The organism is Caballeronia sp. LjRoot29 (assembly GCF_964252755.1).
GTDB lineage: Bacteria > Pseudomonadota > Gammaproteobacteria > Burkholderiales > Burkholderiaceae > Caballeronia.
In genome coordinates, this window is record NZ_CAXUPU020000003.1 from 72,446 (window position 1) to 87,855 (window position 15,410).

The 15,410-nt window shown below is 59.1% G+C and carries 15 protein-coding genes and 1 tRNA gene; 14 read left to right on the forward strand and 2 right to left on the reverse strand.

The annotated features are described in order from the left end of the window. The first annotated feature begins 53 nt into the window (after positions 1-53). Complete coding sequence (gene aroC / locus ACSQ83_RS04395; protein ID WP_414968233.1) at positions 54-1,157, forward strand: chorismate synthase; 1,104 nt, start codon at positions 54-56, stop codon at positions 1,155-1,157. A 58-nt stretch (positions 1,158-1,215) separates the two neighbouring features. Here the strand turns inward: aroC and ACSQ83_RS04400 are convergent, their stop codons facing one another. Then, positions 1,216-2,889, reverse strand: a complete 1,674-nt coding sequence (locus tag ACSQ83_RS04400; protein WP_436227333.1) for an electron transfer flavoprotein-ubiquinone oxidoreductase — start codon at positions 2,887-2,889, stop codon at positions 1,216-1,218. A 246-nt stretch (positions 2,890-3,135) separates the two neighbouring features. Between ACSQ83_RS04400 and ACSQ83_RS04405 the strand changes: the two genes are divergently transcribed. Together ACSQ83_RS04405 and ACSQ83_RS04410 are read left to right on the forward strand one after the other, a co-directional pair. Beyond that, entirely contained in the window at positions 3,136-3,909 is a 774-nt protein-coding gene (locus tag ACSQ83_RS04405) for an SDR family oxidoreductase (RefSeq protein ID WP_414951403.1), read from the forward strand. A gap of 59 nt (positions 3,910-3,968) precedes the next feature. After that, complete coding sequence (locus tag ACSQ83_RS04410) at positions 3,969-4,361, forward strand: acyl-CoA thioesterase (protein WP_414951492.1); 393 nt, start codon at positions 3,969-3,971, stop codon at positions 4,359-4,361. Here the strand turns inward: ACSQ83_RS04410 and ACSQ83_RS04415 are convergent. Continuing rightward, entirely contained in the window at positions 4,358-4,903 is a 546-nt protein-coding gene (locus tag ACSQ83_RS04415; protein WP_414951402.1) for a LuxR C-terminal-related transcriptional regulator, read from the reverse strand. The genes ACSQ83_RS04410 and ACSQ83_RS04415 overlap by 4 nt on opposite strands. A 195-nt stretch (positions 4,904-5,098) precedes the next feature. Here ACSQ83_RS04415 and ACSQ83_RS04420 point away from each other — a divergent pair, with 195 nt between their 5' ends. The 11 genes from ACSQ83_RS04420 (at position 5,099) to pheS (ending at position 15,351) form a co-directional block, all read left to right on the forward strand. After that, positions 5,099-5,803 (forward strand): CoA transferase subunit A, encoded by a 705-nt coding sequence (locus tag ACSQ83_RS04420; protein WP_436227334.1) that lies wholly within the window; start codon positions 5,099-5,101, stop codon positions 5,801-5,803. Positions 5,804-5,805: 2 nt separating this feature from the next. Continuing rightward, positions 5,806-6,447: a CoA transferase subunit B gene (locus ACSQ83_RS04425; RefSeq protein WP_436227335.1), complete on the forward strand. Its 642-nt coding sequence runs from the start codon at positions 5,806-5,808 to the stop codon at positions 6,445-6,447. A 272-nt stretch (positions 6,448-6,719) separates the two neighbouring features. Next, on the forward strand, positions 6,720-7,637 hold the full coding sequence (locus ACSQ83_RS04430) for an alpha/beta fold hydrolase (protein WP_414951399.1): 918 nt from the start codon (positions 6,720-6,722) through the stop codon (positions 7,635-7,637). 46 nt (positions 7,638-7,683) lie between these two features. Next, on the forward strand, positions 7,684-8,037 hold the full coding sequence (locus ACSQ83_RS04435) for a RidA family protein (RefSeq protein ID WP_414951398.1): 354 nt from the start codon (positions 7,684-7,686) through the stop codon (positions 8,035-8,037). 33 nt (positions 8,038-8,070) lie between these two features. After that, a complete protein-coding gene (locus ACSQ83_RS04440; protein ID WP_436227336.1) occupies positions 8,071-10,305 on the forward strand; it encodes a RelA/SpoT family protein in 2,235 nt (744 codons plus the stop codon). A 173-nt stretch (positions 10,306-10,478) separates the two neighbouring features. Then, a tRNA-Val gene (locus tag ACSQ83_RS04445) sits at positions 10,479-10,555 on the forward strand. Between the two features lie 279 nt (positions 10,556-10,834). After that, positions 10,835-12,742 (forward strand): threonine--tRNA ligase, encoded by a 1,908-nt coding sequence (gene thrS, locus ACSQ83_RS04450; RefSeq protein WP_414968229.1) that lies wholly within the window; start codon positions 10,835-10,837, stop codon positions 12,740-12,742. Between the two features lie 50 nt (positions 12,743-12,792). Then, positions 12,793-13,317 carry a translation initiation factor IF-3 gene (infC, locus tag ACSQ83_RS04455; RefSeq protein WP_075643994.1) on the forward strand — a complete coding sequence of 175 codons (525 nt, stop codon included), beginning with the start codon at positions 12,793-12,795 and terminating at the stop codon, positions 13,315-13,317. Positions 13,318-13,541: 224 nt separating this feature from the next. Further along, complete coding sequence (rpmI, locus tag ACSQ83_RS04460) at positions 13,542-13,739, forward strand: 50S ribosomal protein L35 (RefSeq protein ID WP_165091903.1); 198 nt, start codon at positions 13,542-13,544, stop codon at positions 13,737-13,739. Between the two features lie 29 nt (positions 13,740-13,768). Further along, the gene (gene rplT, locus ACSQ83_RS04465) at positions 13,769-14,128 is read left to right on the forward strand and encodes a 50S ribosomal protein L20 (protein WP_007585475.1); all 360 of its coding nucleotides are present in this window, start codon (positions 13,769-13,771) and stop codon (positions 14,126-14,128) included. Positions 14,129-14,337: 209 nt separating this feature from the next. Then, the gene (gene pheS / locus ACSQ83_RS04470) at positions 14,338-15,351 is read left to right on the forward strand and encodes a phenylalanine--tRNA ligase subunit alpha (protein WP_414951490.1); all 1,014 of its coding nucleotides are present in this window, start codon (positions 14,338-14,340) and stop codon (positions 15,349-15,351) included. The last annotated feature ends 59 nt before the right edge of the window (positions 15,352-15,410 follow it).

The following is a 15,410-nucleotide window of genomic DNA, read 5'->3' on the forward strand; positions in this document are numbered from 1 at the left end:
TCCACGCTCGGCTGGCATAATATTGGCTCTTTCGCTTTTTCAGGACGACGCTCATGTCCGGCAACACACTCGGCACGCTTTTCACCGTCACGAACTTCGGCGAGTCGCACGGTCCCGCGATCGGCTGCGTGATCGACGGCTGCCCGCCGGGAATGGAACTCTCGGAGGCCGATATCCAGATCGAACTGGATCGGCGCAGACCGGGTACGTCGCGGCATGTGACGCAGCGTCAGGAAGCCGATCAGGTCGAGATTCTTTCCGGCGTGTTCGAAGGGAAGACGACCGGCACGCCTATCGCGTTGCTGATCCGCAATACGGATCAGCGCAGCAAGGATTACGGCAATATCGTCGAGACCTTTCGTCCCGGGCACGCCGATTACACCTACTGGCAGAAGTACGGCATCCGTGATTATCGCGGCGGCGGCCGGTCGTCGGCGCGGCTGACGGCGCCGACCGTGGCTGCCGGCGCGGTGGCGAAGAAATGGCTGCGTGAGCGTATGGGTATCGAAACACGCGGTTTCATGGGCGCGCTTGGCGAGATCCCGATTCCGTTCGTTGCGTGGGAACACGTGCGCGAAAACCCGTTTTTCGCGCCGAATGCGGAGATCGTGCCGCGTCTCGAAGAATATATGGACGCGCTGCGCAAGGACGGCGACTCCATCGGCGCGCGCATCGGCGTGATTGCGACGGGCGTGCCGGCCGGGCTGGGTGAGCCGCTTTATGACCGCCTCGACGCCGACATCGCGAAAGCGATGATGGGCATCAACGCCGTGAAAGGCGTTGAAATTGGCGCGGGTTTCGCGAGCGTCGCGCAACGCGGCTCGGTTCACGGCGACGAAATGACGCCAGAGGGGTTCGCGGCGAACAACGCCGGCGGCGTGTTGGGCGGCATATCAAGCGGGCAGGACATCACGGTATCGATTGCGATCAAACCGACGTCGAGCATCCGCACGCCGCGTGAATCCATCGATAAAGCCGGCCATTCGGCCACCGTCGAAACCTTCGGCCGTCACGATCCGTGCGTTGGCATCCGGGCGACGCCGATAGCCGAAGCGCTGCTCGCGCTCGTACTGATCGATCATGCGTTACGGCATCGTGCGCAAAATGGCGATGTGGTGACGACGACGCCTCACATCGCTGCGCATATCGCCAAATAAAATAGCGCCGGTTCTGGACATAAGAACCGGCGCTATTTTTCAAGAAAAACCCGAACGATCACATGTTCGGATAATTCGGCCCGCCGCCGCCCTCTGGCGGTACCCACACGATATTCTGCGTCGGGTCTTTAATATCGCACGTCTTGCAGTGCACGCAGTTCTGCGCGTTGATCTGCAGGCGCTCGCTGCCGTCGTCGTTCTTCACGAACTCATACACTTGCGCCGGGCAATATCGGCCTTCCGGTCCCGCATACGTTCTCAAGTTCACATCCACCGGCACCGATGCATCCTTCAGCGTCAAATGCGGAGGCTGGTTTTCCTCGTGATTCGTATTCGATATAAACACCGACGCCAGCCGGTCAAACGTCAGCTTCCCATCCGGCTTCGGATACACGATCGGCTTGCATTGCGACGCAGGTTTGAGCGTTTCGTTATCGGCGTGTTGATGATGAAGCGTCCACGGCACATTGCCGCCCATGACTTTCTGCTCGAGCCCGACCATGAACGTGCCGAGATACAGGCCCTTGCTCATCCACTGCTTGAAATTGCGTGCGCGATATAGCTCCGTCTTGAGCCACGAGCTATTAAACGCGTCCGGATAGGCGCTCAATTCGTCGGCTCGACGACCGGCTTGCACGGCGTCGAACGCGGCTTCGGCGGCCATCTTGCCGGACTTGATCGCGGCATGACTGCCCTTGATCCGCGATGCATTCAGAAACCCGGCATCGTCGCCGGCCAGCGCTCCGCCCGGGAACACCAATTTCGGCAACGACATCAACCCGCCGGCCGTAATCGCGCGCGCTCCATACGAAACACGCTTGCCGCCTTCAAGGAACGTGCGTATCGCCGGATGCGTCTTGTAGCGCTGGAATTCCTCGAACGGCGAGAGGTACGGATTCGAGTACCCCAGACCGACGACAAAGCCGACCATCACCTGGTTATCGTCCATGTGATAGAGGAACGAGCCGCCGTAGGTATCTGTTTCAAGCGGCCAGCCGGCGGTGTGGATCACCAGGCCCGGCTTATGTTTCGACGGATCGATCTGCCAGAGCTCTTTAATGCCAAGGCCGTAGACCTGCGGATCGGCATCGCGGCCGAGCTTGAATTTATCCATGAGCTGGCGGCCCAGATTGCCGCGCGCGCCTTCGCAAAACAGGGTGTATTTCGCGTGCAATTCCATGCCGAGCTGGAAGTTGCCGGTCGCCTCGCCGTTCTTGCCCACGCCCATGTTGCCCGTCGCCACGCCGCGCACGGCGCCGTCTTCCGTATAGAGCACTTCGGCTGCAGGAAAGCCCGGGAAGATCTCTACGCCCAGCGCTTCCGCCTGTTGCCCCAGCCAGCGCGTCACGTTCGCCAAGCTCACGACATAGTTGCCGTGGTTCTTGAAGTTGTCGGGAAGCAGCCAGTTCGGCACCTGTTTTGCACTGTCCTTCGACAAGAACAGGAAGCGATCCTCGGTGACTTCTACATTGAGCGGTGCGCCTTGAGCCTTCCAGTCAGGCAGCAATTCGCTCAACGCCCGCGGGTCCATGACGGCGCCCGACAGAATGTGCGCACCGATCTCCGAGCCTTTCTCCAGCACGCAGACACCCAGCTCCACGCCTTTTTCCTGCGCCAGCTGCTTCAGCCGAATAGCCGCCGATAACCCCGCAGGACCGCCGCCCACAATCACGACGTCGTACTCCATGGATTCACGGGGACCGTACTGCTCGATGAGACTCTCCGGGGTCATCCAATGCTCCTGTCTAACGTTAGAATGCTTTTTTGGGGATCGCGTATTGTCAGGGAACCCTTCGCGGGGTGCAACCGGCGATCCTGAAATTAGCACGATCGTATTATTTTAGGATAGCATACCGGCTGTTTGGATTCGACGCTGTTCGATGCTTATTTAGGGCGAATCGTGGAGCGAACCTTAGGGCGGACAACGTAAAGCCAGTTCGATCCGGGCACCTCAATCGCTTTCAACCAAGGAAAAACAATGGGCCGTTCGATTAACCTGGAAGGCAAATGCGCGCTGATCACCGGCGCCTCCAGCGGACTTGGCAAGCGCTTCGCGCAAGTGCTGTCGCAGGCGGGCGCAAGGGTCGTGCTGGCAAGCCGGCGCACCGAGCGCCTGAAGGAATTGCGCGCCGAGATCGAGGCGTCCGGCGGCGCGGCGCACGTCGTGTCGCTCGACGTCACGGACTACCAGAGCATCAAGTCGGCCGTCGCCCACGCGGAGACGGAGGCCGGCACGATCGACATCCTCGTGAACAATTCGGGCGTCTCGACGCAGCAAAAATTGACGGATGTGACGCCGTCCGACTTCGATTTCGTATTCGATACCAATACGCGCGGCGCGTTTTTTGTCGCGCAGGAAGTCGCCAAACGGATGATCATGCGTGGCAACGGCACGACCAAACCGGGCTACCGGATCATCAATATCGCGTCCATGGCGGGGCTCAAAACCTTGCCGCAGATCGGCATCTACTCCATGAGCAAGGCCGCAGTCATTCATATGACGAAGGCGATGGCGCAGGAATGGGGGCGTCACGGCATCAATGTGAACGCGATCTGCCCGGGTTATATCGATACCGAGCTTAATCACCATCACTGGAAAAGCGAGGCTGGCCAGAAACTGCTGTCCATGCTGCCGCGTCGCCGGGTGGGTACGCCTGAAGACCTTGATGGCTTGTTGCTGCTGCTGGCCGCCGACGAATCACAGTTCATCAACGGCTCGGTAATCGCCGCCGACGACGGGTTTGGCCTATGAGCCAGATTCTCGATCAGACGAGCGCGACAGCCGGTTTTCATCGTGTCATCGATCTGCCCATGCCGCTGCGCTGGGGCGACATGGACGCCTTCGGCCACGTGAACAACACGGTCTACTTCCGGTTCATGGAAGAAACGCGGATCTCGTGGTTCCGGCAACTGGCCTTGGCCGGCGCCAACGTTGAAGGGCAGGGGCCGGTGATCGTGAATGCATCGATGGAATTCCTGCGGCAGCTCCACTATCCCGGCGACGTGATCGGCAGCATGTTCGTGGGGCCGCCGGGCCGCAGCAGTTTCGACACGCGTTTCGAGCTCTATCGCGCCGACGATCCCGCTACGCTCTATGCCCGGGGCACGGCGAAATGCGTGTGGATCGACTACGCGGCGGCGAAATCGGTGCAGATTCCTGATCTGCTGCGCCATGCCATCGAGACAGCGGGAACGCCCGTCTAGTCGCCTAACAGCCGTTGCAGCAACTCGGTCGCGTTGCCCGTGTCATATTTACGCATGAGCCGCGACCGGTAGATATCCACGGTCCGCGAACTGATATCAAGCGCGCGGCCGATCTGCTTGCTGGTCTTGCCGGTAACGAGTTGCGCGGCAATTTCGCGCTCGCGGGGCGTCAGTTCGATTGCTACCCGCCGCGTCGCGCTCAGGTCCTCGAAGGTCCATACGCCGGCCGCGTGCGGCGCGCTCAGGTCGAGCGAGCGCCCTGTCACGTGGCACCAGAACAATTCCCCGTTTGCGCGTTTCATGATGCGGTCATCGGCGTAGCTGCCCTGGCGATGCATCAACGCGGCGATGCGCTCGCCGATCCGCTCGAACTCCACGGGCGACGGATACAGCACCTGGAACGACTGGCCCAGCAAGGCTTCCGGCGCGACACCGAAAATTGCGCAGAGCTGCGCATTGCAGTCTTCGATGATCCGTTCTCGTGACAACACCAGTCCGACTGGCGCAAGATGAAACGCTGTTTGGTAATCCAGTTGACGCATTTGGCTCGCACGTGTCGGGTTTAACTATTTCAATCTGTTCAATACGGCTACTACTTATGTATTTTTGCGTATTGTGCCGGATCGATCCGGCGTCGTACTCTTTCGCCACGTGAGAAAGTCGTCTCGCGCCAAGCAAATCAGTCGCGTAGACGACTAAACAAACAAATTTCATCCAGATCAGGAAGGGACAAACAGATGAACAAGATCTATCCCAGCGCGAAAGAGGCGCTCGATGGCATCGTGAAGGACGGGCAGACGTTTGCCGTGGGCGGTTTTGGTCTGTGCGGCATTCCCGAAGCGCTGATCGCGGCATTGCGCGACACTGGCGTTCAGGGCATCACCTGCATCAGCAACAACGCGGGCGTTGACGGCTTCGGACTCGGGCTGCTGCTCGAAACCCGTCAGGTCAAGAAGATGATTTCGTCGTATGTCGGCGAGAACAAGGAATTCGAGCGCCAGTATCTGGCCGGCGAACTCGAACTCGAATTCACGCCGCAAGGCACGCTGGCCGAAAAGCTGCGCGCGGGCGGCTCGGGTATTCCGGCGTTTTTTACCAACACGGGCTATGGCACGGTGATCGCGGACGGCAAGGAAACGCGTCAATTTGGCGAGAATCACTACGTGCTCGAACATTCGCTCACCGCTGATGTCGCGCTGGTGAAAGCGTGGAAAGCCGATAAATCGGGCAATTTGATTTATCGCCGCACAGCCCGCAACTTCAACCCGATGTGCGCCATGGCCGGCAAGATCACGGTGGTCGAAGTGGAGGAAATCGTGGAAACGGGCGCGCTCGATCCCGACGCTATTCACACGCCGGGCATTTTCGTGCAGCGCATCGTGCTGAACGCACATCCGGAAAAACGCATTGAACAACGCGTCGTGCGCGCAAAAGGAGACTGATCATGGCATGGGACCGGAACCAGATGGCCGCGCGGGCGGGCAAGGAATTGCAGGACGGTTTTTACGTGAATCTGGGCATTGGTTTGCCCACGCTGGTGGCTAACTTTGTGCCGGAAGGCATGGAAGTGTGGTTGCAATCAGAAAACGGCCTGCTCGGCATCGGGCCGTCGCCGACGGAAGAAGAAGTCGATGCCGACCTGATCAATGCCGGCAAGCAAACGGTGACCACGCTGCCGGGATCGTCGATTTTTTCATCGGCGGATTCGTTCGCGATGATCCGTGGCGGCCACGTGAACCTGGCCATCCTGGGCGCCATGCAGATCAGCAAGACGGGTGACCTGGCCAACTGGATGATCCCTGGCAAGATGATCAAGGGCATGGGCGGCGCGATGGATCTGGTCGCGGGCGTGAAGCGCGTGATCGTGTTGATGGAGCATGTGGCGAAGGGCGATCAGCACAAGATTCTCGAAGCCTGTACGTTGCCGCTGACGGGTGTTGGCGTGGTCGACCGGATCATTACGGATCTTGGCGTAATCGATATCACCGATGCCGGACTGAAACTTGTCGAACTCGCGCCGGGCGTCAGCGTGGAAGAGATCCAGCAGAAAACAGGTGCTCCACTCGATGTGAGCGGCGTCAAGTAAGGTCTTTCGCAACGGTTGTTTTATCAGCCGAATTGAACCGTTCCGATGTGAGTCGGAACGGTTTTTTATTTTTGGCTTGCTGCGTTTGCTACAGGCCGATCGGGCCGTAACCGGGCTTGCGGTTCGCGTTTTGAGGCCGCACATGGCGCCTTTGTTCAGACCGTTCGGCTAACGCTGCGGCATCGCGCCGAAGCGCATTCGGCAAAGCGTTTACAATCGATTTCAGTTGAGTTATCCGACTGCCGCAGCGCCATCGCACCGAGGAAAATCTTATGTCCGCGTCTATCGTCGAAGCTGCGCCTTCGTTTGTTCCCACGCCACGTCAGCGCCACGTGCAGTGCATCAGCCCGTCGGGCCTGCATCGCATGGCTTATACCGAATGGGGTGATCCGGCGAACCCGCGCGTGCTTGTCTGCGTGCACGGGCTGACGCGCTCAGGCCGGGATTTCGACGAAGTCGCGAAGGCGTTCGCCAGCGAGTATCGGGTGGTGTGTCCGGATGTGGTCGGAAGGGGTCTATCGGACTGGCTGGTTGATCCCAAGCATTACGGCGTGCCCCAGTACGTGTGCGACATGGTCGCGCTCGTTGCACGGCTGAATGTTGAAACGGTGGATTGGTTTGGAACGTCCATGGGCGGACTGATCGGCCTTGGGCTCGCCGGATTGCCGAATTCACCCATCCGGAAAATGCTGCTCAATGACGTCGGGCCGCATATTGAACCGGTGGCGCTGGAACGTATCGGCACGTATCTCGGCCGCGGCGAAACCTTTGCCACGCTGCAGGAAGGCATCGACAACGCGGCGCAACTCGCCGCGTCGTTCGGGCCGCTGACCGCCGACGAATGGCGGGCGATCAACATGCCGTTGATGCAGGAGCGCGAAGGGCGCTGGGGGTATCGATACGACCCGAAGATCGCGGTCCCGTTCGCTGCGGCAGACGCGAACGCGGCCTCGCTCGGCGAGGCGATCCTGTGGCGTTCGCTGGCGTCCATTCAGCATCCGGTGCTGGTCGTGCGGGGTGAGCATTCGGACTTGCTGTCACGCGAGACCGTCGAAAAAATGGTCGCGAGCGGGCACGCCGTGACGGCCAGGGAGATCGCGGGCGTGGGTCACGCGCCGGCGTTCCTGGCGCCCGATCAGATTGAGATTGCGTACCGGTTCTTCCTCGATACTGAAACGTCCGAGGCATAATATTGAGCTTCGTCCGGATTTTTTGACCATTCACTCAGGAACACTCATGGCAGTCATTCGTCACCATGTTGGCGCGCGTCTTTCGGAAATCGCGATCCACAACGGCACCATTTATCTCGCGGGCCAGATCGCTGAAGACACCGACCAGGACATCACGGGCCAGACCCGCGAAGTTCTTGGCCATATCGACCGTTTGCTGGAAGAAGCCGGCAGCGACAAGACGCAGCTTTTGTCAGTGCAGATTTATCTCGCCGACCTGGTCCATTTCGCCGCCATGAACGCGGCGTGGGACATGTGGGTACCGGAAGGCAATGCGCCGCCGCGCGCTACCGTGGAAGCGAAGCTTGCGAATCCGGCTTGCCTCGTGGAAGTGGTGGTCGTTGCTGCCGTGCTTGGCTAAGCCCGAAACATTGCGAGCAATAGATTAACCCGTATGCCTGATACCGCCGTTCCCCGTGCGTTGAACCCGGCGCCGTCCATCGACGACGCGCTCGCGTTCGTCCGCGAACATGCGAAAGACGCGCGGTTGACGAGCGGGGAATTGCTGGTCGAGCACGCTGCCGGCACGGCGCGGATCATGCAGACCTTGAATGTCGATCCGGCGGCCATCGTGGCGGCGGCGCTGTTTGCCATTGCGCCGCACATCGACAATCCGGAGCTTGTCATCAGCGAGCGGTTCGGCGCGGAAGTGCAAGGCCTGGTCGCCGATGTCCGCAAGTTGTGGCGGCTGGGTTCGCTCAGTTCACGGGCTACCCAGGCAACGTTGCCGGAGACGGGACGCGACGCGCAGGCGGCGCGCCGTGCGCAGGTCGAAGCACTGCGCAAGATGCTGCTCGCGTTCGCGCAAGATATCCGCGTGGTGTTGATCCGGCTGGCTTCACGGCTGCAGTCATTGCGCTACTACGCCGCGAACAAGCTTGAGCCTTCGCCCGATGTGCCGCGTGAAACACTTGAGATCTATGCGCCGCTTGCGAACCGGCTGGGCATCTGGCAATTGAAGTGGGAACTGGAGGACCTCGCGTTTCGCTTCGAGGAACCGCCCACCTACAAGCGTATCGCCAAGTTGCTTGACGAGAAACGTGTCGAGCGCGAAGCCTATGTGACTGACGCTATCGCACGCTTGCAGAAGGAGCTGGCCACCGCGAACATCCGGGCGGAAGTGAGCGGCCGGCCGAAGCACATCTACAGCATCTGGAAAAAGATGCGCGGCAAGGAACTGGATTTTTCCGAGCTGAATGACGTGCGCGCGTTTCGTGTGATCGTCGACGACATCAAGGATTGCTACACGGTGCTTGGTATCGTCCATAACTTGTGGCAACCGGTGCCACGGGAGTTCGACGACTACATTTCGCGGCCAAAAGCGAATGGGTACCGGTCGCTGCATACCGTCGTGGTAGGCGATGACGGGCGAGCATTTGAAGTCCAGATCCGCACGCAGGAAATGCACGGTTTCGCCGAATACGGCGTGGCGGCCCACTGGCGCTACAAGGAAGCCGGCACGCGCGCTTATGGCGGCCAGGTAACGGCCAGTGACAAATACGACGAAAAGATCGCGTGGTTGCGTCAGTTGCTGGCGTGGAAAGAGGACGTATCCGAGGGCGATCAGCCGGGTGCGCAGCCGTGGCAACATTTGCGCGAGGCCACGCTCGACGACGACCATATCTACGTGCTCACGCCGCAAGCACGCGTGATCGCCATGCCGCAAGGCTCGACCGCTGTTGACTTCGCGTATCACCTGCATAGCGAGCTTGGGCATCGTTGCCGTGGCGCTCGTGTCGACGGGGCCATGGTGCCGCTCAACACGCCGTTGCAAAATGGCCAGACGGTTGAGATCGTCGCAGTGAAGGAGGGCGGCCCGTCGCGCGACTGGCTCAATCCGTTGCTCGGCTATTTGCACAGCCCGCGTGCCAGGCAAAAGGTGCGCGCGTGGTTCAACGCGGTCGATTCTGAAGAAAACATCGCGAACGGGCGCGCGCTCGTTGAAAAGACGCTGCAGCGTGAGGGAAAGACTTCGGTCAACCTCGACCAGCTGGCGTCGAAGCTCGGCTTCAAGACACCTGAAGATCTGTACGCGGTTGTCGCCAAGGAAGAGTTCAGCCTGCGCAACATCGAGCAGGCGCTGCACGACACGCCGCCGCCGGAACCGGAGCCCGAAGCGCCCGCGCAATTCGAGAAGCGCAGCAGCGGGCAAAGCGTGGCGCAAGGTGCGTCTACCGGCGTGCTGGTCGTCGGCGTAGACGCGTTGTTGACACAACTGGCAAGGTGTTGCCGTCCGGCTCCGCCGGATCGCATCGCGGGCTTCGTCACGCGCGGCAAGGGCATGTCGATCCATCGCAGTGACTGCCCGACATTCCAGCGCATGGCCGAGCGTTCGCCTGAGCGCGTGCTTGAAACAGCGTGGTCGGCCGACGTAATGAACGGGCGCGGATCGTCGGTATATCCGGTCGATCTCGCCGTGGAATCGAACGACCGGCAAGGCCTGCTGCGCGATATTTCGGAAGTCTTCGCACGCGAGAAGATGAACGTGACCGGCGTGAAGACGCAAAGCCGGCGCAACGTGGCGTACATGCAATTTACGGTAGAGGTGTCGAGCGCCGCGCAAATTCAGCGCGCGTGCTCGTTGCTGAGTGAAGTACAGGGTGTGGTGAGCGCGTCGCGACGGGCCTGAGTTGCGGGCTCGCGAGGAAAACACTTGCTGCCGCACACGCTTGATACGCCCATAACGCGTTGAATTTGAAGCGCATTGTTGATGCTTCTTAAACGTATCGACGAATATCTGCAGTGTCATCGCAGGAAAGCACTTGCCAAGATTCAAAACGCTCCATATAATTTCGCTTCTTCAGGCTCGTAGCTCAGCTGGTTAGAGCACCACCTTGACATGGTGGGGGTCGTTGGTTCGAGTCCAATCGAGCCTACCAACGAAAGTGAAAATCCGGTTCACGCTGGATTTTCAGAACTGCAGCAAGCGTCTTGGCGCGAAAGGCAAATGAACAAGATGGCACCGCGAACGTTGACCGAAACAACTTCGGAGCGACGCTAGTCGAGGACCACTTTCGCCTTTGCAGTTGTAGGAAAAGTGAATGCGGCCCCTCAAAATGTGGGGCCGCATTTTTTTTGCCTTCGCGCGATTGACCTGGCGTTTGCAAGGCATTGTTGAATGAACTTGGGCGCCGGCCGCCGGCGTCTTGGAGAACGAAATGGTTTCGATACGTTTGCCTGACGGGTCGGTTCGACAGTACGACCACCCTGTGACGGTTGCGGAAGTCGCCGCGTCGATTGGCGCGGGACTCGCGAAGGCTGCGCTGGGCGGCAAGCTCGACGGCGAGCTCGTCGATACATCCACGCTGATCGATCACGACGCGTCGCTCGCTATCGTCACGGAAAAAGACGCTGACGGTCTCGACATCATTCGCCACTCCACGGCGCATTTGCTGGCTTACGCCGTCAAGGATCTGTATCCGGACGCGCAAGTGACCATTGGCCCGGTGATCGAGAACGGCTTCTACTACGACTTCGCGTACAGCCGTCCCTTCACGCCGGAAGATCTCGAGAAGATCGAAAAGCGCATGGCCGAAATCGCGAAGAAGGACGAGCCGGTGTCGCGCCGCGTGGTCACGCGTGGCGAAGCGGTCGACTACTTCAAGAGCATTGGCGAGAAGTACAAGGCGGAGATCATTGAATCGATCCCGTCCACCGACGACATCAAGCTGTACTCACACGGCGGTTTCACCGATCTTTGCCGCGGCCCGCACGTGCCGTCCACGGGCAAGCTGAAGGTCTTCAAGCTGATGAAGGTCGCGGGCGCCTACTGGCGCGGCGATTCGAAGAACGAACAATTGCAGCGCATTTACGGCACGGCCTGGACGAAGAAGGAAGACCAGGAAGCGTATCTGCACATGCTCGAGGAAGCCGAGAAGCGCGATCACCGCAAGCTCGCGAAGCAACTCGACCTGTTTCATCTGCAGGAAGAAGCGCCGGGCATGGTGTTCTGGCATCCGAAGGGCTGGGCGATCTGGCAACAAGTCGAGCAATACATTCGCCGTCGCCTGAGCGAAGTCGGTTACCTCGAAATCAAGACGCCGATGATTATGGACCGCTCGTTGTGGGAAGCGTCGGGCCACTGGCAGAACTATCGTGAAAACATGTTCACGACGGAGTCGGAGAAGCGCGATTACGCCATCAAGCCGATGAACTGTCCTGGCCACGTGCAGGTGTTCAATCATGGCTTGCGTTCATACCGCGACCTGCCGCTGCGTTACGCGGAATTCGGCTCGTGCCATCGCAATGAAGCGTCGGGCGCGTTGCATGGCCTGATGCGCGTGCGTGGTTTCGTTCAGGACGACGCCCACATTTTCTGTACGGAAGACCAGTTCATCGAGGAGTCCATCGCGTTCAATACGCTCGCGATGAGCATCTACAAGGATTTCGGCTTCGATCAGATCGACATCAAGCTGTCGCTGCGTCCCGACGCGCGTGCCGGTACCGACGAAACCTGGGATCGCTCCGAACAGGGCCTGCGCGAAGCGCTGACGGCGTGCGGTCTCACATGGGAAGAACTGCCGGGCGAGGGTGCGTTCTACGGTCCGAAGGTCGAGTACCACATCAAGGACGCGCTCGGCCGATCGTGGCAATGCGGAACGCTGCAGCTCGACATGGTTCTGCCGGAACGCCTCGGCGCGGAGTACGTGTCGGAAGACAACAGCCGCAAGCGCCCGGTGATGTTGCACCGTGCAATCGTCGGATCCATGGAACGTTTCCTCGGCATTCTGATCGAGCACTACGCTGGTGCAATGCCTTCCTGGCTCGCGCCGGTGCAGGCTGTGGTGCTGAATATCGCTGAAAGTCAGGCGGAATATGCACTGCAAGTGACCCAATCGTTGCAAAAACAAGGGCTTAGAGTAGAGAGCGATTTGCGCAACGAGAAGATTAGCTATAAAATACGAGAGCACACGCTGCAGAAGGTCCCGTATTTGCTGGTCGTCGGGGACAAGGAGCGTGAGGCACAAACCGTAGCCGTGCGTGCTCGTGGCGGTATCGATGCTGGCGTGATGCCGGTCGATGCATTCCTTGAGCGTCTGCAGCAGGACGTGCAGGCGTACAAGTAAGCCCACCCGCAGCGCGGCTAGTTTTTTTAGATTTTTAGAGGAAACGTAACATCGCTACTGATAAGTCTGCACATCGCATCAACGGGGAAATTACTGCACCGGAAGTGCGCTTGGTCGGAGTGGACAACGAGCCACTCGGAATCGTGAAACTGGCCGATGCTTTCCGCATGTCGGAACAGCAGGACGTGGATCTCGTCGAAATCGCGCCGCAGGCCGTTCCACCTGTTTGCCGATTGATGGATTACGGTAAGTTCAAGTACTCGGAAGCTAAGAAGCAGCACGAGGCCAAGCTCAAGCAGAAGATCGTTCAGGTCAAGGAAGTCAAGTTCCGGCCGGGCACCGACGACGGTGACTACAACGTGAAATTGCGCAATCTCACGCGCTTCCTCGAAGATGGCGACAAGACGAAAATCACGTTGCGTTTTCGCGGTCGGGAAATGGCTCACCAGGAAATCGGCATGCGCGTGCTCGAGCGGTTGAAGACCGACCTCGAAGAGCATGGTCAAGTCGAGCAAATGCCGAAGATGGAAGGGCGCCAGATGATCATGGTCATGGCCCCGAAGAAAAAGAAGTAATTGAAGAATTAGGCGATGGATCGCGCGGCCGGAAAGCATCAAAGGTCAGCGCGGCATCGTTTGAGCAGGTTTCAGGGCATCACCGGATAATGGCGGTGCTCATGAAAAAGCGGTGGCTGTCAAAAGTCTGCCGCTCATAAGTGGCATGTGGGTTTCGAAGGGCGGGTCAGGATCGAATGGATCGACCGCACACCCATATCCATCTAATAAACTGGAGTAGTTTCATGCCGAAGATGAAAACCAAGAAGAGTGCTGCAAAGCGCTTCGTGGTGCGTCCGGGCGGTACCATCAAGCGTGGTCAAGCCTTCAAGCGTCACATTCTTACCAAGAAGACCACCAAGGTCAAACGCCATTTGCGCGGTTCCACGGCTGTTCATGCATCTGATATGAACTCCGTGCGCGCAATGTTGCCGTTCGCTTAACCCTTAACTGACACTCACAGGAGCGCATTATGCCTAGAGTCAAACGTGGGGTTACCGCACGGGCCCGTCACAAGAAGATTATCAAGCTGGCCAAGGGTTACCGCGGCCGTCGCAATAACGTCTATCGCATCGCCAAGCAAGCGGTCATGCGCGCCGGGCAATATGCCTATCGCGATCGCCGCAACAAGAAGCGTGTGTTCCGTGCATTGTGGATCACGCGTATCAACGCGGCGGTGCGTCAGCACGACATGACGTACAGCGTGTTCATCAACGGCCTGAAGAAGGCTTCGATCGAACTCGACCGCAAGGTGCTGGCCGACATGGCTGTGTTCGACAAGGCTGCTTTTGCTGCGATCGTCAAGCAGGTAAAAGCCGCCGTTGCAGCCTGATCGAGCTATTTAGCTGGATTGGTATTGCATTGTTCGTCGTAGCGCTGTCTCTAACCGGACAGCGCAGCGACAGAAAACGGGGCTCTTGTCGAGCCCCGTTTTTGTTGGTGAAGCCGGTGAAGCCGGGCTGAAACGCAACAAAGCACCGTTTGCGCAAACATCGGCCCGGAAACGATCAGAAGAACTTTGACGCGGAAATGATGGGATCAATGGATCTGGACCAGATTGTCGCCGACGCGCGAAATGCCTTCGAAAATGCCGCCGATGCGGCTACGCTCGAAAACGAAAAGGCCCGCTTTCTTGGTAAGTCCGGTGTGCTCACGGATCTGCTGAAAGGCTTGGGCAAACTCGATCCTGAAGCCCGCAAGACCGAGGGCGCACGCATCAATGCGACCAAGCAGCAGGTGGAAGCAGCGCTGAACGCGCGCCGTCAGGCGCTGGCGGACGTGTTGCTGAATCAGCGTCTTGCGTCGGAATCGATCGATGTCACGTTGCCTGGCCGCGGTCTCGGCGCCGGCAGCCTGCATCCGGTGATGCGCACGTGGGAACGCGTGGAACAAATTTTCAGCACGATTGGTTTCGATGTGGCCGATGGCCCCGAAATCGAAACGGACTGGTACAACTTCACTGCATTGAACAGCCCGGAAAACCATCCGGCGCGCTCGATGCAGGACACGTTTTATATCGATGGAAAGGATGCGGATGGCCGGCAACTGCTGCTGCGCACGCATACCAGCCCGATGCAGGTGCGCTACGCGCGCATGAATAAACCGCCGATCAAGGTGATCGTGCCGGGCCGGACGTATCGGGTGGATAGCGACGCCACGCATTCGCCGATGTTCAACCAGGTCGAAGGTTTGTGGATCGACGAGAACATCAGCTTTGCCGACCTGAAAGGCGTGTACTCGGACTTCCTGAAGAAATTCTTTGAGCGCGACGATATTCTCGTGCGTTTCCGGCCGTCGTATTTCCCGTTCACCGAGCCGTCCGCTGAAATCGACATGATGTTCGAGCACGGCAAGAACGCCGGTAAATGGCTCGAAATCTCGGGTTCGGGACAAGTTCATCCGAACGTGATCCGCAACATGGGACTCGACCCGGAGCGGTATATCGGCTTTGCGTTTGGCAGCGGCCTCGAACGCCTGACCATGCTGCGTTATGGCGTGCAGGACTTGCGCCTGTTCTTCGAAAACGATCTGCGTTTCCTCGAGCAATTTGCCTGAATGCAACTTGCTGCGGGCCGTTGTCCGGACATAGAGATTTAACAGTCCGGACGCAGACA

Coding starts and splice junctions, on each gene's coding strand:
- aroC (WP_414968233.1), top strand. CDS start 54: ATGTCCGGCAACACACTCGGCACGCTTTTCACCGTCACGAACTTCGGC.
- ACSQ83_RS04400 (WP_436227333.1), bottom strand. CDS start 2,889: ATGACCCCGGAGAGTCTCATCGAGCAGTACGGTCCCCGTGAATCCATG.
- ACSQ83_RS04405 (WP_414951403.1), top strand. CDS start 3,136: ATGGGCCGTTCGATTAACCTGGAAGGCAAATGCGCGCTGATCACCGGC.
- ACSQ83_RS04410 (WP_414951492.1), top strand. CDS start 3,969: ATGCCGCTGCGCTGGGGCGACATGGACGCCTTCGGCCACGTGAACAAC.
- ACSQ83_RS04415 (WP_414951402.1), bottom strand. CDS start 4,903: ATGCGTCAACTGGATTACCAAACAGCGTTTCATCTTGCGCCAGTCGGA.
- ACSQ83_RS04420 (WP_436227334.1), top strand. CDS start 5,099: ATGAACAAGATCTATCCCAGCGCGAAAGAGGCGCTCGATGGCATCGTG.
- ACSQ83_RS04425 (WP_436227335.1), top strand. CDS start 5,806: ATGGCATGGGACCGGAACCAGATGGCCGCGCGGGCGGGCAAGGAATTG.
- ACSQ83_RS04430 (WP_414951399.1), top strand. CDS start 6,720: ATGTCCGCGTCTATCGTCGAAGCTGCGCCTTCGTTTGTTCCCACGCCA.
- ACSQ83_RS04435 (WP_414951398.1), top strand. CDS start 7,684: ATGGCAGTCATTCGTCACCATGTTGGCGCGCGTCTTTCGGAAATCGCG.
- ACSQ83_RS04440 (WP_436227336.1), top strand. CDS start 8,071: ATGCCTGATACCGCCGTTCCCCGTGCGTTGAACCCGGCGCCGTCCATC.
- thrS (WP_414968229.1), top strand. CDS start 10,835: ATGGTTTCGATACGTTTGCCTGACGGGTCGGTTCGACAGTACGACCAC.
- rpmI (WP_165091903.1), top strand. CDS start 13,542: ATGCCGAAGATGAAAACCAAGAAGAGTGCTGCAAAGCGCTTCGTGGTG.
- rplT (WP_007585475.1), top strand. CDS start 13,769: ATGCCTAGAGTCAAACGTGGGGTTACCGCACGGGCCCGTCACAAGAAG.
- pheS (WP_414951490.1), top strand. CDS start 14,338: ATGGATCTGGACCAGATTGTCGCCGACGCGCGAAATGCCTTCGAAAAT.